Raw genomic sequence first — 26020 nt, forward strand, 5'->3', positions numbered from 1 at the left:
TAGCCGAGGATCTTTTCCTGATCCGACGCCTGACCCGCCATTGGAACCTCACCCATGTTCGTCACAAACCCTTGTGCTGCTACTGCCTGCTGTCCGCTGTGCTAGATCCCGAGCTCGTTCTCGATGAAGTCGAAGAGCTCGTCGGGCGTGGCTTCCTGGAGCTTCTCGGCCACGGCCCCGTCACTCGAATGGGCCTGCGGTTCACCCCACTTCGCCAGGAGGGCCTGCAGGCGCGAGGCGATGTCGGCGCGCGTTTCGCCGTCCGGATCGAGGACGGACAGCACGGATTCGAGCCTTTCGAGCTCGGCGATGCCGGGCGCGGCTCCGGTGGAGCCGTCCTGGACGATTTCGGCTCGCAGGAAGTCCGCGAGGACCGCCGGCGTCGGGTGGTCGAAGACCAGCGTCGCCGGGAGCTTCAGTCCGGTGGCCGCGTTCAGGCGGTTGCGCAGTTCCAGCGCGATCAGGGAGTCGAAGCCGAGCTCCTTGAAGGCGCGGCCCGCACCCACCTCGTCGGTGGTGGGGTGGCCGAGGGCGTGCGCGGCGTGGGAGCGGACCAGTTCCAGGACGACGACGGCCTGTTCGGCCTGCGGCATCGCCGACAGCCGACGGCGCAGGGCCTCGGCCGGGGTACCTTCCGTGCCCGTGTCCGTGGCGGCCGCCGCGGTCTGCGCGAGGCGCCGTACCTCGGGCAGGTCGCCGAGGAACGGGCTGGGCCGGACGGCCGTGTAGCCGGGGGTGAAGCGGTCCCACTGGATGTCGGCGACGGCGACGGCTGCTTCGGCGTGGTCCAGGGCCTGCTGGAGGGCGCGGATCGCGGCCCGCGGAGCCATGGCGGGCACGCCGCCGCGGTCGAGCCGCTCCCCGATGGCGCCGTCGGCGGCCAGTCCGCTGTCGCCCCAGCGGCCCCAGGCCACGGAGGTCGCGGGCAGGCCGTCGGCGTGGCGCTGTTCGGCGAGGGCGTCGAGGTAGGAGTTGGCGGCCGCGTAGTTGCCCTGGCCCGCGTCGCCGAGGGTGCCGGCGACGCCGGAGAACAGGACGAACGCGGAGAGGCCGAGGTCGCGGGTCAGCTCGTGCAGCGTGAGGGCCGCGTCCGCCTTGGGGGCGAGTACGGTCGCGAACCGCTCGGGGGTCAGCCCGTCGATGACTCCGTCGTCGAGGACACCGGCGGTGTGCACGACGGCGGTCAGCGGCCGGTCGGCGGGGATGTCGGCGAGGAGTGCGGCGAGGGCGTCGCGGTCGCTGACGTCGGAGGCGGCGAGGGTGACCTCGGCGCCGAGCGCGGCGAGTTCCTCGCGGAGTTCGGCCGCGCCAGGGGCATCGGGGCCGCGGCGGCTGGTCAGGACCAGGTGCTCGGCGCCGTTGCCCGCCAGCCAGCGGGCTACGTGCGCGCCGAGCGCGCCCGTGCCGCCGGTCACCAGGGTGGTGCCGGCCGGCTTCCAGGCGGGCGGGGTCGGGGCGTCGGCGAGCGGGGCGTGGGCCAGGCGCCGCCCGTACAGCCCGGAGGCACGTACGGCGACCTGGTCCTCGGCTCCGTCACCGGCCAGGACCCCGGCGAGCCGGGCGAGGGCCCGGTCGTCGGCCTGCTCGGGCAGGTCGACGAGGCCGCCCCAGCGTTCGGGGAACTCAAGTGCGGCGGTCCGCCCGAAGCCCCATACGAGGGCCTGCGCCGGGTCCCCCAGCCGCTCGGAGCGGGCCACGGAGACGGCGCCCCGGGTGACGCACCACAGGGGCGCGCTCACTCCGGCGTCGCCGAGGGCCTGGACGAGGGCGGCGGTGGCCAGGAGCCCGGCGTGTGCGCGGAGCGGGGCGGTGCCGTCCCCGGCGAGGGCGAGGAGCGAGAGGACCCCGGCGGGGTCCTCCGTGCCGTCGAGGGCGGCCTTCAGGGCCTCGCGGCCGGTGGCGTGGGCGGCGACGGTGAGCGTACGGACCTCCGCGCCGCGGTCGGCGAGGGTACGCAGGACGGCGGCTGCGGTGTCGCCGTCCGGGCCGGTGAGGTCCTCGGGCACGACGACCAGCCAGGCGCCGGAGAGACGCGCGGTGGCGGCGTCGGCGAGGGCCTTCCAGGTGACGCGGTAGCGCCAGGCGTCGACGGTGGACTGCTCCCGGCTCTCGCGCCGCCAGGAGGACAGCGCGGGGAGCAGGGCGGTCAGCGGCTGGTCGCCCTCGATGCGGAGTTCGGCGCTGAGCGCGGCGAGGTCCTCGCGTTCGACGGCGTCCCAGAAGCGGGCGTCGACCGCGCTCTCCGCCGGAACGGTCGCCGGCTCGACGGGGGCCGCCTCGGGCCAGAACCGCTGGGCCTGGAAGGCGTAGGTGGGCAGCTCGACCCGACGGGCCCCGGTCCCGGCGAACACCGCCTCCCAGTCCACAGCAACACCACGGACATACGCCTCACCGACCGACAACCAGAACCGCTCCAGACCGCCCTCGTTGCGGCGCAGCGACCCGAGGACGGCCGCCTCGCGGCCCGCGTCCTCCACGGTCTCCTGCATCCCGACGGTCAGCACCGGGTGCGGGCTCGACTCGACGAAAACACCGAAGCCCCGGTCCAGGAGGGTACGGACCGCGTCCTCCAGCTCGACGGTCTGGCGCAGGTTGCGGAACCAGTACCCGGCATCCAGCTCCGGCCCCTTGACCCACTCCCCCGTCACCGTCGACAGGAACGGCACCTCCGCCTCGCGCGGACCGACCGAAGCCAGCAGCTCGGACAGCTCCTCCCGCAGGAGGTCCACCTGCGCGGAATGCGACGCGTAGTCCACCGCGATCCGCCTGGCCCGGATGCCGTCCGCCTCACAGGAAGCGAGCAGCTCCTCCAGCGCCTGAACCTCACCCGAGACGACCACCGAGGAAGGACCGTTGACCGCAGCAACAGAAATCCGTGCCTCACCCCAGACCGCGATGCGTTCCCGGACCTCAGCAGCCGGCAGCGGCACGGACACCATGCCACCCAGCCCGGCAAGGACTCGACCGATCGCCTGACTGCGCAACGCCACCACACGGGCCGCATCGTCGAGGGAGAGAATGCCCGCCACACACGCCGCCGCGATCTCGCCCTGCGAGTGACCGATCACCGCACCCGGACGGACACCGGCAGCCCTCCACACCTCCGCGAGGGACACCATCACCGCGAACAGCGCCGGCTGCACCACATCCACCCGGTCCAGGGAAGGGGCATGCTCGGCACCCCGGAGGACCTCGACCAACGACCAGTCGGTGAAGGGCTCCAGTGCCTTCGCACACTCATCCACTCGGGCAGCAAACACGGGTGAAGCGTCCAACAGGGCCTCGGCCATGCCCACCCATTGCGACCCCTGTCCGGGGAAGACGAACGCGGTCTTGCCCCCGATGACCGACCCCTGCACGAGCAGGGGTGCACTGCCCCCGGCGGCCAGGGCTGCGATTCCCGCGAGGTAGTCGTCCCGGTCCCGGCCGATCAGCACGGCACGCCTGTCGTGGGCCGTACGGGTGGTGGCCAGGGAGTGACCGACATCGACATGTCGCAGGTCAGGGCGGGTGGTGAGGTGGTGGAGCAGGCGTTCCGCCTGGCCGCACAGCGCGTTCTCGGTCTTCGCCGTCAGCAGCCAGGGCAGCGGGATCGGCCCGTCCGTGGCCGTGGTGTCCGGGTCGGCCGTGGTCAGTAGGGGGTGGCGGTCCGGCGCGGCAGGGGTTTCCTGCTCCGGCGACCCCTGTTCCACCGGGGCCTGCTCGATGACGGCATGGGCGTTGGTCCCGCTGAAGCCGAACGACGACACACCCGCGCGCCAGGGCCGGCCGCCCTTCTCGGGCCAGGACCGCTCCTCGGTCAGCAGCTCGACCGCGCCCGCGCTCCAGTCGACGTGCGGGGTGGGCTCGGCGATGTGCAGGCTGCGCGGCAGCAGGCCGTGCTGCATGGCCAGCACCATCTTCATGACGCCGGCGACACCGGCGGCGGCCTGCGCGTGACCGATGTTGGACTTGATCGAGCCGAGGAGCAGTGGCCGGTCCTCCGGGCGGTCCTGGCCGTACGTGGCGAGCAGCGCCTGGGCTTCGATGGGGTCGCCCAGGGTCGTACCGGTGCCGTGGGCCTCGACCACGTCCACCTCGGCCGCCGACAGGCCGGCGTTGGCGAGGGCCTGGCGGATGACGCGCTGCTGCGAGGGCCCGTTCGGGGCGGTCAGGCCGTTGCTCGCACCGTCCTGGTTGATCGCCGTACCGCGGATCACGGCCAGCACAGGGTGTCCGTGGCGGCGGGCGTCCGACAGGCGCTCGACGAGCAGCATGCCCGCGCCCTCGGCCGGGCTGAAGCCGTCGGCGTCGGCGGAGAAGGCCTTGCAGCGGCCGTCGGTGGACAGTCCGCGCTGCCGGCTGAACTCGATGAAGGTGCCGGGCGTGGACATGACCGTCACACCGCCCGCCAGGGCCATGGAGCACTCCCCGGCCCGCAGGGCCTGCACCGCGAGGTGCAGGGCCACCAGCGAGGCGGAGCAGGCGGTGTCGACGGTGACTGCCGGGCCTTCGAGCCCGAACACGTAGGAGAGGCGGCCCGAGACGACGCTGCCCGCGCTGCCCGTGGCCAGGTGGCCTTCGAGTCCTTCGGTGGCGGCGCCGCGCACGAGGTGGGAGTAGTCGGAGCCGTTGGTGCCGACGAAGACGCCGGACTGGGTGCCGCGCAGGGTCTCGGGGTCGATCCCGGCGCGCTCGAAGGCCTCCCAGGAGGTCTCCAGCAGCAGCCGCTGCTGCGGGTCCATGGCGAGGGCTTCACGCGGCGAGATCCCGAAGAACGCCGGGTCGAAGGAGGCCGCGTCGGAGAGGAAGCCGCCCTCACGGGTGTAGGAGGTGCCCTGGGCGTCGGGGTCGGGGTCGTACAGCGCCTCCACGTCCCAGCCGCGGTCCGCGGGGAACTCCGACAGGGCGTCCCCGCCGGAGGCCAGCAGCTGCCACAGTTCCTCGGGGCTGCGGACGCCGCCGGGGAAGCGGCAGCTCATCGCGACGACGGCGATGGGCTCGGCGTCGGCCCCGGAGCCGGCCGCCGTCGGCAGGGGTACGGCGGCCGCCGTCCTCTGACCGGCGAGTTCGGTCCGCAGGAACCAGGCGAGAACGGTGGGCGTCGGGTAGTCGAAGACGAGCGTGGGCGGCAGCTTGAGCCCGGCGGCCGCGTTCAGGCGGTTGCGCAGTTCGACGGAGGTGAGGGAGTCGAAGCCCAGTTCCTTGAAGGCCCGGGCCGCCTCGACGGCGTCGGGTCCGGCGTAGCCGAGGACGGCGGCGACGGCCGTACGGACCAGCTCCAGCAGCAGCCGTTCCTGTTCGGCCTCGGGCTGCCCGGCGAGTTGCCCCGCGAGCACGGCGGCGCTCCCGCCGTCCTCGGCGGTGTCGGTGCGGGTGCTGTCCATGACCTGCCGTGCCTCGGGGAGGTCGTGCAGCAGGGGTCGGCTCCGGCCGGAGGTGAAGGCCAGGACGAAGCGCTTCCACTCCATGTCCGCGACGGTCAGGGCGGTCTCGTCGCGGTCCAGCGCGTGCTGGAGGGCGGTGACGGCCCGTCCGGGGGCCATTTCGATGACGCCGTGGCGGCGCATGCGGTCACCGACGGCGCCTTCTGCCATGCCCCCGTCGCCCCAGGGACCCCAGGCGAGGGAGGTCGCGGGCAGCCCGGCGGCGCGCCGGTACCCGGCGAAGGCGTCCAGGAAGGCGTTGCCCGGCGCGTAGTTGCCCTGGCCGGGTGCGCCGAAGGTGGCGGCGAAGGAGGAGAAGAGGACGAACGCCGACAGGTCGAGGTCACGGGTCAGCTCGTGCAGGTGGAGCGTGGCGTCCACCTTGACCCGCAGGACGCGCTCGACCTGGTCGGGTGTGAGGGCCTCGACGACGCCGTCGTCGAGGACGGCGGCGGTGTGCACGACGGCGGTCAGCGGCCGGTCGGCGGGGATGTCGGTGAGGAGTGCGGCGAGGGCGTCGCGGTCGCTGACGTCGCAGGCGGCGAGGGTGACCTCGGTGCCGAGCGCGGCGAGTTCCTCGCGGAGTTCGGCCGCGCCGGGGGCATCGGGGCCGCGGCGGCTGGTCAGGACCAGGTGCTCGGCGCCGTTGCCCGCCAGCCAGCGGGCGACGTGCGCGCCGAGCGCGCCGGTGCCGCCGGTCACCAGGGTGGTGCCGGCCGGCCGCCATGCGCGTACCGGGACCGTCTCCGCGAGCCGGGCCCGTACGAGACGACGTACGAACATGCCCGAGGCACGTACGGCGACCTGGTCCTCGGCCCCGTCACCGGCCAGGACCCCGGCGAGCCGGGCGAGGGCCCGGTCGTCGGCCTGCTCCGGCAGGTCGATCAGACCACCCCAGCGCTCGCCGTGCTCCAGCGCGGTGACCCGGCCCAGACCCCAGACGGGGGCCTGCGCGGGATCGGTCTGCTGCTCGGAGCGGTTCACGGCGACGGCGCTGCGGGTGACGCACCACAGGGGGGCGGTGACCTCGGCGTCGCCGAGGGCCTGGACGAGGGTGAGGGTGGCGATGACGCCCGCGGCGGCCCCTGTCCCGGCGGGGGTCAGCAGGGACAGCACGCCCGCCGGGGCGGGGCCGTCGGCGAGGGCTTCACGGATCCGCCCGGCGAGTGCGGCCCGCGCGTCGTCGGAGCCGGGGACGGCGACGGTCCGTACGTCGGCGCCGTGCTCGGCGAGTGTACGGAGCACGGCGCCGGCGGCATCGTCCCGGTCCTCGGGAAGTGCGACCAGCCAGGTGCCCGAGAGCCGGGCGGAGGCGGGCTCGGGGGCCGGCTTCCAGGTGATCCGGTAGCGCCAGCCGTCGACCGCCGACCGCTCCTGGGACTGGCGGCGCCAAGAGGACAGTGCGGGCAGCAGCGCGGCGAGGGTCTCGTCGTCCGCGTCGATGTCCAGCTCGGCGGTGAGCGCGGCCACGTCGTTGGCCTCGACGGCCTCCCAGAAACGGGCATCGGCGGTGTCGGCCGGGTACGCGGCGGACGCCTCGGCGTCCGGGGCGGCCCCGCTCTCCAGCCAGAAGTGCTCCTGCTGGAAGGCGTAGGTGGGCAGGTCGACCCGACGGGCCCCCGTCCCCGCGAACACCGCCTCCCAGTCCACAGCAACACCACGGACATACGCCTCACCGAGCGAGAGCCAGAACCGTTCCAGACCGCCCTCGTTGCGGCGCAGCGACCCGAGGACGGCCGCCTCGCGGCCCGCGTCCTCCACGGTCTCCTGCATCCCGACGGTCAGCACCGGGTGCGGGCTCGACTCGATGAAAACACCGAAGCCCCGGTCCAGGAGGGTACGGACCGTGTCCTCCAGCTCGACGGTCTGGCGCAGGTTGCGGAACCAGTAACCGGCATCCAGCTCCGGCCCCTTGACCCACTCCCCCGTCACCGTCGACAGGAACGGCACCTCCGCCTCGCGCGGACCGACCGAAGCCAGCAGCTCGGACAGCTCCTCCCGCAGGAGGTCCACCTGCGCGGAATGCGACGCGTAGTCCACCGCGATCCGCCTGGCCCGGATGCCGTCCGCCTCACAGGAAGCGAGCAGCTCCTCCAGCGCCTGAACCTCACCGGAGACGACCACCGAGGAGGGACCGTTGACCGCGGCAACAGAAATCCGTGCCTCACCCCAGACCGCGATGCGTTCCCGGACCTCAGCAGCCGGCAGCGGCACGGACACCATGCCACCCAGCCCGGCAAGGACTCGACCGATCGCCTGGCTGCGCAACGCCACCACACGGGCCGCGTCGTCGAGGGAGAGAATGCCGGCCACACACGCCGCCGCGATCTCGCCCTGCGAGTGACCGATCACCGCACCCGGACGGACACCAACCGAACGCCACACCTCCGCGAGGGACACCATCACCGCGAACAGCGCCGGCTGCACCACATCCACCCGGTCCAGGGAAGGGGCATGCTCGGCACCCCGGAGGACCTCGACCAACGACCAGTCGGTGAAGGGCTCCAGCGCCTTCGCACACTCTTCGATACGAGCCGCGAACACCGGCGAGGAGTCCAGCAGTTCCGCAGCCATCCCCACCCACTGCGAGCCCTGACCCGGGAACACGAACACCGTCTTCCCACCGACCACCGACCCGGTCACCACACCCGCGGCCAGCGACCCCGACGCCACAGCCGCCACACCCGCCGCATGGTCACCCAGCACCACCGCACGGTGCTCCAACCCCGCACGCGTCGACGCCAACGACCACGCCACATCCACCGCATCCACACCGGCCACACCGGCCACACCGGCAGCCGAAAGCCGCTCCGCCTGCGCCCGCAACGCACCCGCGCTCTTCCCCGACAGCACCCACGGCACCACCGGCACCACCGGCAGAACCGAACGCTCCCGCTCCCCCGACACACCCTCCGCATCGACCGCCGGAGCCTGCTCCACGATCACATGCGCGTTCGTCCCACTGAAACCGAACGACGACACACCCGCACGCCGCGGGGCCCCGGTCTGCGGCCAGGGGACGTTCTCGCCGATCAGGGAGACGGCACCCGCCTCCCAGTCGACGTGCGGCGTCGGCTCGTCGAGGTGGAGGGTCTTCGGGACGATGCCGTGGCGCATGGCCTCGACCATCTTGATGATGCTCGCGACACCGGCCGCGGCCTGGGTGTGCCCGATGTTCGACTTGACCGAGCCCAGCAGCAGCGGCCGCTCCGCCGGCCGGTCCTGCCCGTACGTGGCCAGCAGCGCCTGCGCCTCGATCGGGTCGCCCAGCGTCGTACCCGTACCGTGCGCCTCGACCACGTCGACGTCGGCGGCGGCGAGGCGGGCGTTGGTGAGCGCCTGGTGGATGACGCGCTGCTGGGAGGGGCCGTTGGGCGCGGTCAGGCCGTTGCTCGCCCCGTCCTGGTTGATCGCCGAGCCCCGGACGACGGCCAGGACCGGGTGCCCGTTGCGCTGGGCGTCGGAGAGCTTCTCGACGAGGAGCATGCCGACGCCCTCGCCCCAGCCGGTGCCGTCGGCGGCGGCCGCGAAGGGCTTGCAGCGGCCGTCGGCGGCGAGGCCGCGCTGGCGGCTGAACTCGGTGAAGGTGGCCGGGGTCGCCATGACGGTGACGCCGCCCGCGAGGGCCATGGTGCACTCGCCCGCCCGCAGTGCCTGCACCGCGAGGTGGAGGGTGACGAGGGAGGAGGAGCAGGCGGTGTCGACGGTGACGGCGGGGCCTTCGAGGCCGAAGGTGTAGGCGATCCGGCCGGAGGCGATGCTGCCGGAACTGCCGGTGCCGAGGAAGCCCTCGACGCCCTCGGGGACGGAGTCCAGCCGGGCGGTGTAGTCGTGGTACATGACGCCGGCGAAGACGGCGGTGCGGCTGCCGCGCAGCGACGTGGGGTCGATGCCCGCCCGCTCGAAGGCCTCCCACGAGGATTCGAGCAGGAGCCGCTGCTGCGGGTCCATCGCCAGTGCCTCGCGGGGCGAGATGCCGAACGGGGCGGGGTCGAAGCGGGCGGCGTCGTAGAGGAAGCCGCCTTCGCTGACGTAGCTGGATCCGGCGCTGTCGGGGTCGGCGTCGTACAGGGTCTCCACGTCCCAGCCCCGGTCGGCGGGGAATCCGGAGATCGCGTCGTCGCCGTCGGCGACGAGCCGCCACAGGTCCTCGGGGGTGCGGACGCCGCCGGGGTAGCGGCAGCTCATCGCAACGATCGCGACGGGTTCCTGGTTCTGCTCCTCGACTTCGCGCAACCGCCTGCGGGCCTGGCGCAGATCGGCGGTCGCCCGCTTGAGGTAGTCGCGAAGCTTGTCCTCGTTCACCATGTGCGTGGGCTCCATGCCAGAGAGGCGGTCGTACGGGTCTGTCTGTCCGTGGTGGGTGCAAGAAGAGGGCCGGGCGGCGCGGGAGGGTGCCCCGCCCGGCGTTTCAGGCGCCGAGCTCGTCGTCGAGCAGGTCGAAGAGTTCGTCGTCGGTCGCCGTGTCGAGGTCGCCGTCGAGGTCCTCGTCGTCGGTGCGCCGGCCGGTGTCCTGGCCGGCGTTCCACTTGGCGAGGAGGGCCTGCAGGCGCATCGTGATCCGCGAGCGGGTGACGCTGTCCGCGTCCGCGGCTCCCACCCCGCCCAACGCGGCTTCCAGCCGGTCGAGTTCACCGAGGACGGCGGGGCCGTCGGCGTCGAGGGGCAGTGCGGAGCGCAAGTAGGCGCTCAGGCCCTCGGGGGTCGGGTAGTCGAAGATGAGCGTGGCCGGGAGGCGCAGGCCGGTGGCGGCGCCGAGCCGGTTGCGGAGTTCGACCGCGGTCAGCGAGTCGAAGCCGAGCTCCTTGAAGGCGCTGCCGGGTTCGATGGCGGCCGTACCGCTGTGGCCCAGGACCTGGGCGACGTGGGTGCAGACGGTGTCGAGGAGCACCCGGTCCCGTTCGGCGGGCGGGAGCCCGGCGAGCCGCTCCGCCAGCGTGCCGGGGGCGGCGGACGCCGTCCCGCTGCTGCTCCTGCGGCGTACGGGTGTACGGAGCAGGCCGCGCAGCAGGGGTGCGACGGTGTCGGCGACCTGTGCCTGGAGTCCGGCCAGGTCGATGCGGGCGGGAACCAGCATCGCGGGGACGTCCTCGTCCGGCCCGGCCGTCGCCGCCCGCAGGGCCGCGTCGAAGAGGGCCAGACCGTCGGCTTCGGAAAGCGCGTCCATGCTGCCGCGGCCGAGGCGGCGGCGGTCGTGCTCGCCGAGGGTGGCGGCCATGCCGGCCTCGTCGTCCCACAGGCCCCAGGCGAGCGAGAGGCCCGGCAGGCCCTGTGCCCGGCGGTGCTGGGCGAGCGCGTCGAGGAAGGTGTTGCCCGCGGCGTAGTTGGCCTGTCCGGCGTTGCCGAAGACACCGGCCGCGGAGGAGAACAGGACGAAGGCGGCAAGGCCCAGGTCCCGCGTCAGCTCGTGCAGGTTCCACGCCGCGTCGGCCTTGGGCCGCAGGACCCTCGTGAGGCGTTCGCGGTCGAGCGAGGTGATGGTGGCGTCGTCGAGGACACCGGCGGTGTGCACGACGGCCGTCAGCGGGTGCCCGGCCGGTACGGAGGCCAGCAGGGCGGCCAGGGCGTCCCGGTCGGCTGCGTCGCAGGCCGCCCAGGTGACCTGGGCCCCCGCGGCGGTGAGCGCGTCGGCGAGTTCGGTGGCTCCGGCAGCCGCGGCTCCGCGACGGCTGGTCAGCAGCAGGTGCCGTACGCCGTGTTCGGCGACGAGGTGCCGGGCGAGCAGGCCGCCCAGGGTGCCGGTGGCCCCGGTGATCAGGACCGTGCCCTCGGGGTCCGGTCCGCGGTCGGCCCCGCGGTCGGCGGTGCCGACGGCCTCGCGCGGCGTGAGGGCGGCGCGGGCCAGGCGGGGGGCCCGTACGGCTCCTGCGCGCAGGGCGAGCTGGGTCTCGTCGGTGGCCAGCGCGGCGGGCAGGGCCCGGTGTGAGGCGTCGTCCTCGTCGAGGTCGACCAGGACGAAGCGGTCCGGGTGTTCGGCCTGCGCGGAGCGCAGCAGACCCCATGCGGCGGCGTGCGCGAGGTCGGTGACGTCCTCGTCGGGGCCGGTGGCCACGGCGCTGCGGGTGACGACGACGAGCCGGGCCGCCGCGAACCGTTCGTCCGCCAGCCAGCCGTGGACCAGGTCCAGGGCGTTGCCGGTCGCGGCGTGCGCGTCCGGGGCGGTGAGGTCGGCGGCCAGCGGGACCAGCACGGTGTCGGGGGCGGGCTCACCGAGGGCTTCGGCCAGGTCGAAGGCCTCGCGGAGGGCGGTCAGGTCGGGATGGGCCGACCCGGCCGCGTCGTCGAGGATCCCGGTCCGTTCCAGAGCGGCGGCCGTCTTGAGCGGGTCGGCGCCGAGCAGGGCCCAGCTGCCGGGCTTCGGCCGTGTCCGTGCGGCTTCGGTGAGCGGCAGGTCGGTCCAGCCGATCCGGAAGAGCGCCTCCCGTACGGGTCCGGACGCGGCGGTGTCCGCGGCGAAGGGCCGCAGGACCAGCGCGTCGACGTCGAGGACGCGTTCGCCCGTCGCGTCCCACAGGGTCAGTGCCACCGCGTCGCGGCCTGCGGGGGCCATCCGGACGCGCACGGCGGTCGCCCCGGCGGCGTACAGGCGCACTCCCTCCCAGGAGAACGGCAGCCGGGCGCCCTGCGGGCCGTCGGGGAAGAAGTCCCCGAGGCCGACGGCGTGCAGGGCCGCGTCGAGGAGGGCCGGGTGCAGGCCGTACGGGGCGGCGTCCGCGAGGCGGTCCTCGTCGAGGGAGACCTCGGCGTACACCTCGTCGCCGAGCCGGTGGGCCCGGCGCAGGTTGCGGAAGGCGGGGCCGTAGCCGAGCCCGATGGCGTCGAAGCCGGGGTACAGCTCGTCCACGGGGCATTCGGCGGCGCCGGCAGGGGGCCACTCGCCCAGGGGGGCGGGGCCGGGGGTGTCGGTGGCGGGGGCCAGGGTGCCCGCGGCGTGCCGGGTCCACGGCTCGTCGGGGGCGGACTGCTCGGGGCGCGAGTAGACCTGGAAGGCCCGCCGGCCGTGGGCGTCGGCCTCGGCCACGGCGAGGCGCAGCTGCGTCCCCGCCGTCTCCGGGAGCACCAGCGGTGCTTCGAGGGTGAGGTCGTCCAGCCGGTCGCAGCCCGCGTGGTCGCCCGCCCGGACGGCCAGCTCGATCAGTGCGGCACCGGGGAGCAGCACTCTGCCCGCGACGCGGTGGTCGGCCAGCCAGGGGTGGGTGCGCAGCGAGAGCCGCCCGGTGAACAGGAACCCGTCCGTGTCGGGCAGGTCGACCGCAGCTCCGAGGAGCGGGTGTGCGGTCGGGCCGAGCCCGGCGGAGACGACGTCGCCGGCGAGGGCGTGGGCGGGGGCCTCCAGCCAGTAGCGCTGCCGGTTGAAGGGGTAGGTCGGCAGGTCGACGCGGCGGGCGCCGGTGCCTTCGTAGTACGCGGTCCAGTCGACGGCGATCCCGCGCAGGTGCGCCTGGGCGAGGGCCGCGGCCAGGGTGGATTCCTCGGGGCGGTCGGCGCGCAGGACCGGGTGGAGGGTGGCGCCGTCGCGGGTGAGGCAGTCCTGGGCGAGCGCCGACAGGACGCCGTCGGGCCCGAGTTCGAGGTACGTGGTCACGCCCGCGGCCTCCAGGGCCCGGACGCCGTCCAGGAAGCGAACCGCCTCCCGGACGTGCCGCACCCAGAACTCCGCCGACCCCATCTCGTCCGAGACCAGCGCACCGGTCAGGTGGGAGACGACCGGGATCCGCGGAGCGGCGAACTCCAGGCCCGCCACGACCTGGCGGAAGTCGTCCAGCATCCCGTCCATGTGCGGGGAGTGGAAGGCGTGACTGACGGTGAGCCGCTTGCTCTTGCGGTCGGCGAAAGCCTCCACCACCGCGAGCACAGCGTCCTCGTCACCCGCCACCACGACCGACGCAGGGCCGTTGACGGCCGCGATGCTCACGCGGTCGGTCAGCAGCGGCAGGACCTCGTCCTCCGAGGCCTGCACCGCGACCATCACACCGCCCGACGGCAACGCCTGCATCAGACGACCACGAGCCGCGACGAGCGTGCAGGCGTCCTCCAGCGAGAACACACCGGCCACGTGCGCGGCCGCGATCTCACCGACGGAGTGACCGGCGAGGAAGTCCGGACGGACTCCCCAGCTCTCGACGAGGCGGAACAGCGCCACCTCGACCGCGAACAGCGCGGGCTGCGCATACTCCGTACGGTCCAGAACGGCCGCATCCGCGCCGAACAGCACGTCCTTCAAAGGCAGTTCGAGGCTCATCCCAGCGGACACCGCGTCCAGCGCCTGCGCGAACACCGGGAACGCGTCATACAGCTCACGCCCCATCCCGAGCCGCTGACTGCCCTGGCCGGTGAACAGGAAGGCGAGCTTCCCGGCCGACGGCGTGCCCTCCAGTACTCCGGCGAGCCGGCTGCCGTCCGCGAGTGCGGTCAGGCCCGCCAGGAAGCCCTCGCGGTCCTCCGCGACCACGGCGGCCCGCCGGTCGAGGGCGGCCCGGCTCGTGGCCAGGGCGTAGCCGGTGTCCGTGAGGGACAGCTCGGGGTCGGCGGTGACGTGTGCCGCCAGGCGGGCGGCCTGTTCGCGCAGGGCCTGGGGGTCCTTCGCCGAGAGCAGCCACGGCAGGGCGCCGGGCACCCGGTCGGGTACGGGCCGCGCCTCGGGCTCCGTCGGCGCGGGAGCCTGCTCGATGACGGCGTGGGCGTTGGTACCGCTGAAGCCGAAGGAGGAGATGCCGGCGCGGCGCGGACGTCCCGTGTCCGGCCACTCGGTGGCCGTGTCCAGGAGGGACACGGCTCCGGAGGCCCAGTCCACGTGCGGGGTGGGCTCGTCGAGGTGGAGGCTCTCGGGCAGGACGCCGTGCCGCATCGCCATGATCATCTTGATGACGCCGGCGACCCCGGCGGCGGCCTGCGTGTGCCCCATGTTCGACTTGATCGAGCCGAGGAGCAGCGGCCGGTCCTCCGGGCGGTCCTGGCCGTACGTGGCCAGCAGCGCCTGGGCCTCGATCGGGTCACCCAGCGTCGTGCCCGTGCCGTGGGCCTCCACGGCGTCCACGTCGGCCGCCGACAGCCCGGCGTTGGCCAGGGCCTGACGGATGACGCGCTGCTGGGAGGGGCCGTTGGGGGCGGTCAGGCCGTTGCTCGCGCCGTCCTGGTTGATCGCCGTACCGCGGACGACGGCCAGGACCGGGTGGCCGTTGCGGCGGGCGTCCGACAGCCGCTCCACGAGGAGCACACCCGCTCCCTCGGACCAGCCCGTGCCGTCGGCGTCGGCGGAGAACGCCTTGCAGCGGCCGTCGGCCGCGAGGCCCCGCTGCCGGCTGAACTCCACGAATGCGGCAGGGGTCGCCATCACGGTCACGCCGCCCGCCAGCGCGAGCGAGCACTCCCCGTTGCGCAGCGCCTGCACCGCGAGGTGCAGGGCCACCAGAGAGGAGGAGCAGGCCGTGTCGACGGTGACCGCCGGGCCCTCCAGACCGAAGGTGTAGGACAGTCGGCCGGAGATGACGCTGGCCGCGTTGCCGGTGCCGAGGAAGCCCTCCACTCCCTCGGGCAGGGCCGCGAGCCGGGACGCGTAGTCCTGGTACATGACGCCCGCGAAGACGCCGGTACGGCTGCCCCGCAGGGAACGCGGGTCGATCCCGGCGCGTTCGAAGGCCTCCCAGGTGGTTTCCAGCAGCAGCCGCTGCTGCGGGTCCATGGCGACGGCCTCGCGCGGGGAGATCCCGAAGAAGGCGGGGTCGAAGGCGGAGGCGTCGGCGAGGAAACCGCCCTCACGGGCGTAGCTCGCGCCCTCCCGGCCGGGGTCGGCGTCGAAGAGGCCGTCGACGTCCCAGCCGCGGTCGTCGGGGAATCCGGAGATGACGTCCCGGCCTTCCAGGACGAGGCGCCAGAGGTCGTCGGGGCTCTCGACGCCGCCGGGGTAGCGGCAGCCGAGGCCGACGACGGCGATGGGTTCGTCGTCGCGCAGTGCGGTGGCGGTGGCCGTGCCGGTCGCGGCCGCCGGGGCGTCGGGGGCGGTGCCGGGCAGTTCGTCGCGCAGGTGCTCGGCGAGGATCGTCGGGGTCGGGTAGTCGAAAACGAGGGTGGCGGGCAGGCGCAGCCCGGTGGCGGCGGCGATCAGGTTGCGCAGTTCCACCGCGGTCAGGGAGTCGAAGCCCAGCTCGCGGAAGGACCGGTCGGTTTCGACGGCCTCGGGCCCGGCGTGGCCGAGTACGGCCGCCACCTGGGTCCGGACCACGTCCAGGACGAGGGACCGCTGCTCGGCGACCGTCAGGCCCGCGAGCCGCAGCGCCCCGGCGGGCGCGCCGGAGGAGGCGGCCCGGCGGGCGGGCATCCGCACCATGCCGGTGAGCAGCGGCGGGAGCGTGCCGGTGCCCGCCCGGGCGCGCAGGGCGGCCAGATCCAGCTTCACCGGCACCAGCAGCGGCTCCTCGGCACCGCAGGCGGTGTCGAACAGCGCCACGCCTTCCGCGGCCGTGAGTGCGTCGGCGCCGCCGCGGCCGAGCCGCGAGACCTCGTCGGCGCCCAACGCGCCGCCCATCCCGTCGGCTTCCGCCCACAGGCCCCAGGCCAGGGAGGTCGCCGGCCGGCCCTGGGCCCGGCGGTGGGCTGCCAGGGCGTCCAGGAAGGCGTTGCCCGCGGCGTAGTTGGCCTGTCCGGCGTTGCCGAAGACACCGGCCGCGGAGGAGAACAGGACGAACGCGGTGAGGTCGATGTCCTGGGTCAGCTCGTGGAGGTTCCAGGCCGCGTCCACCTTCGGGCGCAGCACCGCCGACAGCCGTTCGGCGGTCAGGGATCCGATCACGCCGTCGTCGAGGACACCGGCCGTGTGCACGACCGCGGTCAGCGGATGCTCCGCCGGTATCCCGGCCAGGACGGCGGCCAGGGCCTCACGGTCGGCGACGTCGCACGCCGCCCAGGTCACCTCGGCCCCCAGACCCGTCAACTCCGCCGACAGCTGCGGGGCTTCACCCCGACGGCTGACCAGCAGCAGGCGGCGTACGCCGTGCTCGGTGACCAGGTGGCGGGCGAACAGCGCGCCGAGCGAACCGCTCGCGCCGGTGACCAGTACGGTGCCGGGGGTGTCCCAACGGGCGGCCGTCTCCGCGGACTCGCCCGGGCGCAGGGTGGCGCGGACCAGCCTCGGCACCAGCGCCGAGCCTCCCCGCACCGCCACTTCGGGTTCACCCGTGGCCAGGGCGACCGCGAGCGCGCCCGCCGGCTCCTCGTCGACGTCGACGTCGACGAGGACGAAGCGGCCGGGGTTCTCCGACTGCGCGGACCGCACCAGGCCCCACACCGCGGCACGGACCGGGTCGTGGACGCCTTCTCCGGGCACGGCCTCCACCGCGCCGCGCGTCACGAACACCAGGCGTCCGTCCGCGGACGGGTCCGACAGCCGGTCCTGCACCAGGCCCAGGACCCGGGCCGTTTCGGCGTGTACGGCTTCCGGCACGGCCGCGCGGCCGCCCGTACGCAGGTCGGTGACGACCAGGCCGTCGGCCGCGGCGGCCGCGGCCACCGCCGTCCGGTCGGTGGACGGGGCCGTCCAGTCGACACGGAAGAGGGAGTCCGGGCGTCCGTCCCGGCCGACCGCGCCCAGCTGCTCGGGCGAGATCGCCCGCAGGGCCAGCGAGTCCACCGAGGCGAGCGGGTGGCCCGCGGGGTCGGCCAGTTCGAGCGAGACCGCGCCGTGGCCCGCGGCGGCGAGGCGGACCCGCGCGGCGGCCGCGCCCGCGGCGTGCAGGCGTACGCCGGTCCACGCGAACGGCAGCCGGGCGCCGTCCGCGGTGTCGGAGTCCGGGCCCGCGGTCAGGGACGCGTCCAGAGCCAGGGCGTGGAGCGCGGAGTCGAGCAGCGCCGGATGGAGCCCGAAGGCCTCGGCGTCCGCCTGCGCGCGCCCGGCGAGGGCGAGTTCGGCGAACAGCTCGCCGTCGCGCCGCCAGGCTGCCCGCAGTCCGCGGAACACGGGGCCGTAGTGGAGTCCGGAGGCGTCGAGGAGTTCGTACGCGTCGTCCACGGGGACGGGGGTCGCGTCGGCAGGCGGCCAGGCGCCGAGGTCGGCGGTGGCGGCGCGCACCTCGTCCGCGAGCAGCCCGGCGGCGTGGCGCTGCCACGGCTCGTCGGCGCCGGTGTCGGCGTCCGCGGACCGGGAGTGCACGGCGACGGTACGACGGCCCGAGGGGTCCGGGGCTCCGACGGTGACCTGGATCTGGACGGCCGCGTCGGGGTCGGACAGCACCAGCGGCGCCTGGAGGGTCAGTTCCTCCAGGGCCGGGGCACCGACCCGGTCACCGGCGTGCAGGGCCAGCTCGACGAGGGCCGTGCCCGGGACCAGGACGGATCCCGTCACGGCGTGGTCGGCGAGCCAAGGGTGCGTACGGAGCGACAGGCGGCCTGTGAGGACGCACCCGTCGGCATCGGCGAGGGACACCGCGGCGCCCAGCAGCGGGTGCCCGGCGGCCGCGAGACCGAGGCCGGTGGCGTCGCCGGGCAGCGGGGCGCCGGTCTCGGGCCAGAACCGGTCGCGCTGGAAGGGGTAGGTCGGCAGGTCGACGCGCCGGGCACCGGTCCCGGCGAAGCGTGCCTCCCAGTCGGCGTCCGCACCGCGGGCGTAGGCCCGGGCGAAGGCGGCGGTGACGGTCTCCACCTCGGGACGGTCGGCGCGGAGCGCCGGGGCGAAGGCGGCGCCCTCGGCGGTGGTGCAGTCCTGGGCGAGGGCCGACAGGACGCCGTCGGGCCCGAGTTCGAGGTAGGTCGTCACCCCCGCGGCTTCCAGGGCCCGGATGCCGTCGAGGAAGCGGACGCCCTCGCGGACGTGCCGGACCCAGAAGTCGGCCGACGCCATCTCGTCGGAGACGAGGGCACCGGTCAGGTGGGAGACGACCGGGATCCGCGGAGCGGCGAACTCCAGGCCCGCCACGACCTGGCGGAAGTCGTCCAGCATCCCGTCCATGTGCGGGGAGTGGAACGCATGACTGACGGTGAGCCGCTTGCTCTTGCGGTCGGCGAAAGCCTCCACCACCGCGAGCACAGCGTCCTCGTCACCCGCCACCACGACCGACGCAGGGCCGTTGACGGCCGCGATGCTCACGCGGTCGGTCAGCAGCGGCAGGACCTCGTCCTCCGACGCCTGCACCGCGACCATCACACCACCCGACGGCAGCGCCTGCATCAGACGACCACGAGCCGCGACGAGCGTGCAGGCGTCCTCCAGCGAGAACACACCCGCCACATGCGCAGCAGCGATCTCACCGATCGAATGACCCGACAGGAAGTCCGGCCGCACACCCCACGACTCGACGAGGCGGAACAGCGCCACCTCGACCGCGAACAGCGCGGGCTGCGCATACTCCGTACGGTCCAGAACGGCCGCATCCGCGCCAAACAGCACCTCCTTCAGCGGCAGTTCGAGGCTCATCCCAGCGGACACCGCGTCCAGCGCCTGCGCGAACACCGGGAAGGCGTCGTACAGCTCACGTCCCATCCCGAGCCGCTGGCTGCCCTGGCCGGTGAAGAGGAAGGCGGTGCGGCCGGTCTTCGTGACCGTGTCGCGGGTCAGCCCGGGGGCGGTGCTGCCTGCCGCGAGCGCGGCGAGTGCGGTGGCGGCGGACTCAAGGTCGCGGGCCAGGACCACCGCGCGATGGTCGAAGGCGGCGCGGGTCGTGGCCAGGGAGTACGCGAGATCCGCCGGCCTGATGCCCGGGTGCGCGGCCAGGTACGCGCTCAGGGCGCGGGCGCGGTCGGCGAGGGCCTGCTCCGTACGGCCCGACAAAGGCAGGGGCAGGGGCAGGGCTCCCGGGGCGGTTTCGGTCTCGGCGGCGTCCGGAGCCGGGTCGGCGGGCGGCGCCTGCTCGATGATCGTGTGGGCGTTGGTGCCGCTGATGCCGAAGGACGACACACCGGCGCGGCGGGGGCGGCCCGTCTCGGGCCACGGAACCGGCTCGGTCAACAGGCTGACGGAGCCTTCCGACCAGTCCACGTGCGGCGACGGCTGCTCGGCGTGCAGGGTCCGGGGCAGCACCCCGTGCTGCATGGCCAGCACCATCTTCATCACACCGGCCACGCCCGCGGCGGCCTGGGTGTGCCCGAGGTTCGACTTGACGGAGCCGAGGAGCAGCGGCCGGTCCTCCGGGCGGTCCTGCCCGTACGTGGCCAGCAGGGCCTGGGCCTCGATCGGGTCACCCAGCGTCGTGCCGGTGCCGTGGGCCTCGACGGCGTCGACGTCGGCAGTGGTGAGTCCCGCGCTTTCGAGGGCGGCGCGGATGACGCGCTGCTGGGAGGGGCCGTTCGGGGCGGTGAGCCCGTTGCTGGCACCGTCCTGATTGATCGCGGAACCGCGGACCACGGCGAGGACCGGGTGGCCGTTCCTGCGGGCGTCGGACAGCCGCTCGACGAGCAGCATGCCCACGCCCTCGCCCCAGCCGGTGCCGTCGGCGTCGGCCGAGAAGGCCCGGCAGCGGCCGTCGGCGGAGAGGCCGCGCTGACGGCTGAAGCCGATGAAGGTGCCCGGGGTGGCCATGACGGTGACACCGCCGGCCAGGGCCAGGTCGCACTCGTGGCCGCGCAGGGCCTGGATCGCCATGTGGAGGGCGACCAGCGAGGACGAGCAGGCGGTGTCGACGGTGACGGCGGGGCCTTCGAGGCCGAAGGTGTACGAGACGCGTCCCGAGGCGATGCTGCCCGTGCTGCCGGAGCCGAGCGACCCGTCCGCGCCGTCGGCCGAGCGTTCCAGCAGGGCGGCGTAGTCGTGGTACATGACACCGGCGAAGACGCCGGTGCGGCTCCCCCGGACGGACGCCGGGTCGATGCCGGCCCGTTCGAAGGCCTCCCAGGTGGTCTCCAGGAGCAGCCGCTGCTGCGGATCGGTGCCGACGGCCTCTCGCGGGCTGATCCCGAAGAAGGCGGGGTCGAATCCGGCGGCGTCGTGCAGGAAGCCGCCGTGGCGGGTGTACGAGGTGCCCGCGTGGTCGGGGTCGGGGTGGTAGAGCGAGGCGAGGTCCCAGCCGCGGTCGGCGGGGAAGCCGGTGATGGCGTCGCCGCCGCTCTCCAGCAGCCGCCAGAGCTCCTCGGGGGTGGTCACGCCGCCGGGGTAGCGGCAGCTCATGGCGACGATGGCGATCGGGTCGTCACCGGTGTCGTCAGTGGCCCTGCCGCGCGCGGGGGCGGCGGGTGCCGTCCGCGCCGGGGCCGCGTGCTCCGCGCCGAGTTCGGCGGCGAGGTGGCGGGCGAGGGTGAGGGAGGTCGGGTAGTCGAAGACCAGGGTGGCGGGCAGGCGGCGGCCGACGGCCGCGCCGAGCCGGTTGCGGAGCTCGACGGCGGTGAGGGAGTCGAAGCCCAGCTCGTTGAAGGCTTGTCCGGGCTCGATGGCGTCGGGGGTGCCGTGGCCGAGGACGTCGGCGACGTGGCTGCGGACGAGGTCGAGCAGGAGCCGTTCCCGGGCGGCCGCGTCGAGGCCGGCGAGGCTCCGTTCGAGCGCGGAGGACCCGGCCCCGGCGTGCCCGCCTCGGCGGGCCGCGGCGGCGCGCCGTACGGGCGTGCGGACGAGCCCGCGCAGCAGCGGGGCCACGTCCGTCCCGGGAGCGGGCGGGGTGAGCCGCATCGGGACGAGCAGCGCCCGGTCCGCGCCGCCGTCGGCGGCGGCGAGGGTGTCGGCGAGGTCGAGGAGGGCGAGGCCTTCGGCGGCGGTGAGTCCTTCCACGCCGCCGCGCTTCATCCGGTCGAGGCCGGCCCGGTCCAGGGCGCCCGCCATCCCGCCGGTGTCCTCCCACAGGCCCCAGGCCAGCGAGACGGCCGGGAGACCCTGGGCCCGGCGGTGCTGGGCGAGGGCGTCGAGGAAGGAGTTCGCGGCGGCGTAGTTGCCCTGGCCGGGGGCGCCGAACACGCCCGCGGCCGAGGAGAACAGGACGAACGCCGACAGGTCCAGGCCCCGGGTCAGTTCGTGGAGGTGGAGCGCGGCGTCGGCCTTGGGCCGCAGGACCGCGTCGAGGCGTTCGGGCGTGAGGGAGCCGATCACGGCGTCGTCGAGGACGCCGGCGGTGTGCACGACGCCGCGCAGCGGGTGGTTCGCGGGGATCGCGGCCAGGGCGGCGGCGAGCGCCTCCCGGTCGGCGGCGTCGCAGGCCGCCCAGGTCACCTCGGCGCCCAGCCCGGCCAGTTCGCGGGTCAGGTCGGCGGCGCCGGGGGCCGTCCCGCCGCGGCGGCTCAGCAGCAGCAGGTGGCGTACGCCGCGCTCGGCGACGAGATGGCGGGCGACGAGCCGGCCGAGGGTGCCCGCGGCCCCGGTGACGAGGACGGTCCCGTCGGCGTCGTACGAGGGGACGGCCGCCCCCGCCACCACGGAACCGGGGGCGGTCCGGGCCAGGCGGGGGGCGTATGCGGTGCCGGCGCGCAGGGCGAGCTGTGGCTCCTGCGTGGCGACGACGGCGTCCAGGACGCGGGCCGCGGTGTCGTCGACGTCGGTGTCGCCGTCCGCGTCTGCGTCTGCGTCTGCGTCCACGAGGACGAACCGGCCCGGGTGCTCGGCCTGCGCGGAGCGCACCAGCCCCCAGACGGCCGCGTGGACGGGGTCCGGAACCCGGTCGCCGGTGCGGACGGCGACCGAGCCCCGGGTCAGGAGGACGAGCCGGCTGTCGGTGAGCCGCTCGTCGGAGAGCCAGCGCCGCAGCAGGCGGAGCGTGGCGTGGGTGGCCGCGTGGACGGCCTCGGGGGTGGGCTCCGGCGCGGCGGGCAGCCGTACCAGGACCGTACCGGGTGCGGGAGCGCCGGAGTCCAGAGCCGTGTCGAGGGCGGTGTCGGCGGACGGCGCGTCGAGGACCAGGACGTCGGTGTCGGCGGAGTCCACGACGTCGGCCGGGGCCTCGATGGCCGACGGGTGCCAGACCACCTCGAACAGGGAGTCGTGGAGCCCGCCCCGGCCGGTGTCCAGCTGCTCGGCCGAGACCGGGCGCAGGGTGAGCGCGGCGATGTCGGCGACGGGCTGTCCGGTGCCGTCGGCCAGGGCCAGGGAGACGGTGTCCGGGCCGGCCGGGGTGAGCCGCACGCGGAGGGCGGTGGCGCCCACCGCGTGCAGGGCCACCCCGGTCCAGGAGAACGGGAGCCGGCCGTGGCCGGTGTCCTCGACGAGTCCGGCGGCGCCGATGGTGTGCAGAGCGGCGTCGAGGAGTGCCGGGTGGAGCCCGAAGAGGGCCGCGTCGGCACCCTGTTCACCGGTTCCGGATCCGGTACCGGTACCGGTACCGGTCTCGACCTCGACGTACGTCGCACCGTCGGCCGTCCAGGCGGCGCGGACGCCCTGGAAGGCGGGGCCGTACTGGAGGCCGGCCTCCGCGAGTCCCGCGTACAGGTCGTCGACGGTCAGCGGGACGGCGCCGGCCGGGGGCCAGGTCTCCGCGGTGAACGTGGGCTGCGGGGCGCCGACGGCGAGGACGCCGTCGGCGTGCCGGGTCCAGGGCCGCTCGGCCTCGGCGGGGTCGGCCGCGTCGGTGGCGGGCTCGGGGCGGGAGTGCACGCCGAGGGCGCGGCGGCCGGTGGCGTCGGGAGCGCCGACCCACAGCTGGAGCTGGACGCCGCCGTGCCGGGGCAGCACGAGCGGGGCGTGGAGGGTGAGCTCCTCCAGCAGGTCGCAGCCGACCTGGTCGCCCGCCCGGACGGCCAGTTCGACGAAGGCGCTGCCGGGCAGGACGGCCGACCCCATGACGGTGTGGTCCGCGAGCCAGGGGTGGGTGTCGAGCGCGAGACGGCCGGTGTACAGGAAGCCGTCGAGGTCGGCGAGGGCGACGGCCGCGCCCAGCAGGGGGTGGTCGGCGGTGCCCAGGCCCGCGGCGGAGACGTCGCCGTGGGGGCGTCCGGCGTCGAGCCAGAACGGCTCTCGCTGGAAGGCGTAGGTGGGCAGGTCGACGCGGCGGGCGCCGCTGTGGGCGTAGTAGGCGGCCCAGTCGACGGGCGTGCCGCGGACGTGCAGCCGGGCGAGGGCTCCGGTCAGGGTCCCGGTCTCGGACCGTCCGGCGCGCAGCAGCGGCACGAAGGCGACCGTGTCGTCGGCATCGGCGTCGGTGGCCAGGCAGTCCTGGGCGAGGGCCGACAGGACGGCGTCCGGGCCGAGTTCGAGGAAGTGGACGACGTTGCGGGCGGCGAGGGCGCGGATGCCGTCGAGGAAGCGGACGGCTTCGCGGACGTGGCGGACCCAGAAGTCGGCCGAGCCCATCTCGTCGGTGACGCGCGCACCGGTCAGGTTCGACACCACCGGGAGGTGCGGGGCGCCGTACGTCAGGGACTCCGCCACCTCACGGAAGGCGTCGAGCATGCCGTCCATGTGCGGCGAGTGGAATGCATGACTGACCGTCAGACGCTTGGTCTTCCGGTCGGCGAACGCCGCCACCACGGCCAGCGCCGCGTCCTGGTCACCCGCGATCACGACCGACTGCGGGCCGTTGACGGCAGCGATGCTCACGCGATCGGTCAGCAGCGGCAGGACCTCGTCCTCCGAAGCCTGCACCGCGATCATCACGCCACCACCCGGCAGCGCCTGCATCAGACGGCCCCGAGCCGCCACCAGCGTGCACGCGTCCTCCAGCGAGAGAACGCCCGCCACATGCGCGGCCGCGATCTCACCGACGGAGTGACCGGCGAGGTAGTCCGGCTTGACACCCCACGACTCCAGCAGCCGGAACAGCGCCACCTCCACCGCGAACAGCGCGGGCTGCGCATACTCCGTACGATCCAGCAGAGCCGGATCCGACCCGAACAGCACGTCCTTGAGCGGCAGTTCGAGCTTCATTCCCGCGCACACGGCGTCCAGCGCGGTCGCGAACGCCGGGAAGGCGTCGTACAGCTCACGCCCCATCCCCAGGCGCTGGCTGCCCTGCCCCGTGAACAGGAACGCCAGCTTGCCCGGCACCGGGCGGCCCCGGGTGACCCCCGGTGCGTGCTCCTCGGGACCGGTCCGTGCGAGCAGTTCCAACCCGCTCAGCAGCCCGGCCCGGTCGGTGGCCGTGAGGACGGCGCGGTGCTCGAAGTCGGTGCGGCCGCTCGTGAGGGAGTGGGCGATGTCAGTGGCGTCCGCGCCGGGGTGGGCGGTCAGGTGGGCGTGGAGCTTCCCGGCCTGGGCCCGCAGGGCGGCCGGTGTCCTGGCCGACAGGTTCCACAGCGGAGTCACGGGCACCGGCGGCGCGGCCGGAGCCGCCTCCGCGTCCGCCGGGGCCTCTGCCGGGGCCTGCTCGATGATGGTGTGGGCGTTGGTGCCGCTGATGCCGAAGGAGGAGACGCCCGCGCGGCGCGGTGCGCCGGTCTCGGGCCACGGCACGGTGTCGGTGAGCAGCCGGACGGCGCCTTCGGTCCAGTCGACGTTCGGGGTGGGTTCGTCGACGTGCAGGGTCCTGGGCAGGACGCCGTGGCGCATCGCCATGACCATCTTGATGATGCCGGCGACGCCTGCGGCGGCCTGGGTGTGGCCGAGGTTGGACTTCACGGAGCCGAGCCACAGCGGCCGGCCCTCCGGCCGGTCCTGCCCGTACGCGGCGAGCAGCGCCTGGGCCTCGACGGGGTCGCCGAGGGTGGTGCCGGTGCCGTGGGCCTCCACGACGTCGATCTGGGCGGCCGAAAGCCGGGCTCCGGCGAGGGCGTCGCGGATGACGCGCTGCTGCGAGGGGCCGTTGGGGGCGGTGAGGCCGCTGCTCGCGCCGTCCTGGTTGACGGCGGAGCCGCGGATGACGGCGAGCACGGGGTGGCCGCCCGCACGGGCGGCGGAGAGCCGTTCGAGGACGAGCATGCCCGCGCCCTCGCCCCAGCCGGTGCCGTCGGCGGCGGCCGCGAAGGACTTGCAGCGGCCGTCGCCCGCCAGGCCGCGGTGGCGGCTGAACTCGGTGAACGTGCCCGGTGTGGACATGACGGTGACGCCGCCCGCGAGCGCGAGGTCGCACTCGCCGCTGCGCAGGGCCTGCGCGGCGAGGTGGACGGCGACGAGCGAGGAGGAGCAGGCCGTGTCGACGGTGACGGCGGGGCCTTCGAGGCCGAGGGTGTAGGCGATCCGGCCGGAGGCGATGCTGCCGGAACTGCCGTTGCCGAGGAAGCCCTCGATCTCCTCGGGGACGCTGAACAGCCGGGCGGCGTAGTCGTGGTACATGAGGCCCGCGAAGACGCCGGTGCGGCTGCCGCGCAGCGAGGCGGGGTCGATCCCGGCGCGTTCGAAGGCCTCCCAGGAGGTCTCCAGCAGGAGCCGCTGCTGCGGGTCCATGGCCAGGGCCTCGCGGGGGGATATCCCGAAGAAGGCGGGGTCGAAGTGGTGGGCGTCGTGCAGGAATCCGCCGACCTTCTCGTACGCCTCGATGCCGCTCTCGGGGTCGGGGTCGTAGAGGACCTCGGTGGGCCAGCCCCGGTCGTCGGGGTAGGGGGTGACCGCGTCCGTACCGGCGGCGACGAGCTCCCAGAGGCGTTCGGGGGTGTCGACGCCGCCGGGGTAGCGGCAGCTCATCGCGACGACCGCGATCGGTTCCTGGTCGCGTTCCTCCACCTCGCGCAGCCGTCGGCGCGCCTCGCGGAGATCGGCCGTCGCCCGCTTGAGGTAATCGAGGTACTTCTCCTCGTTCACCATGTCTTTACGCCATCCCGGTGGTCGAAGTGGTGGTCAAAGT

The 26020-nt window shown here is 74.6% G+C and carries 2 protein-coding genes; both read right to left on the reverse strand.

What is annotated here, in order from left to right; translation table 11 throughout:
* Positions 1-101: 101 nt before the first annotated feature.
* Positions 102-9710: a type I polyketide synthase gene (locus DEJ51_RS04610; protein ID WP_411757377.1), complete on the reverse strand. Its 9609-nt coding sequence runs from the start codon at positions 9708-9710 to the stop codon at positions 102-104.
* 106 nt (positions 9711-9816) lie between these two features.
* Entirely contained in the window at positions 9817-25977 is a 16161-nt protein-coding gene (locus tag DEJ51_RS04615) for a type I polyketide synthase (protein WP_411757378.1), read from the reverse strand.
* Positions 25978-26020: the final 43 nt, after the last annotated feature.

The sequence above is a fragment of the Streptomyces venezuelae genome, from assembly GCF_008642275.1.
GTDB classification, from domain to species: Bacteria; Actinomycetota; Actinomycetes; order Streptomycetales; family Streptomycetaceae; genus Streptomyces; species Streptomyces venezuelae_E.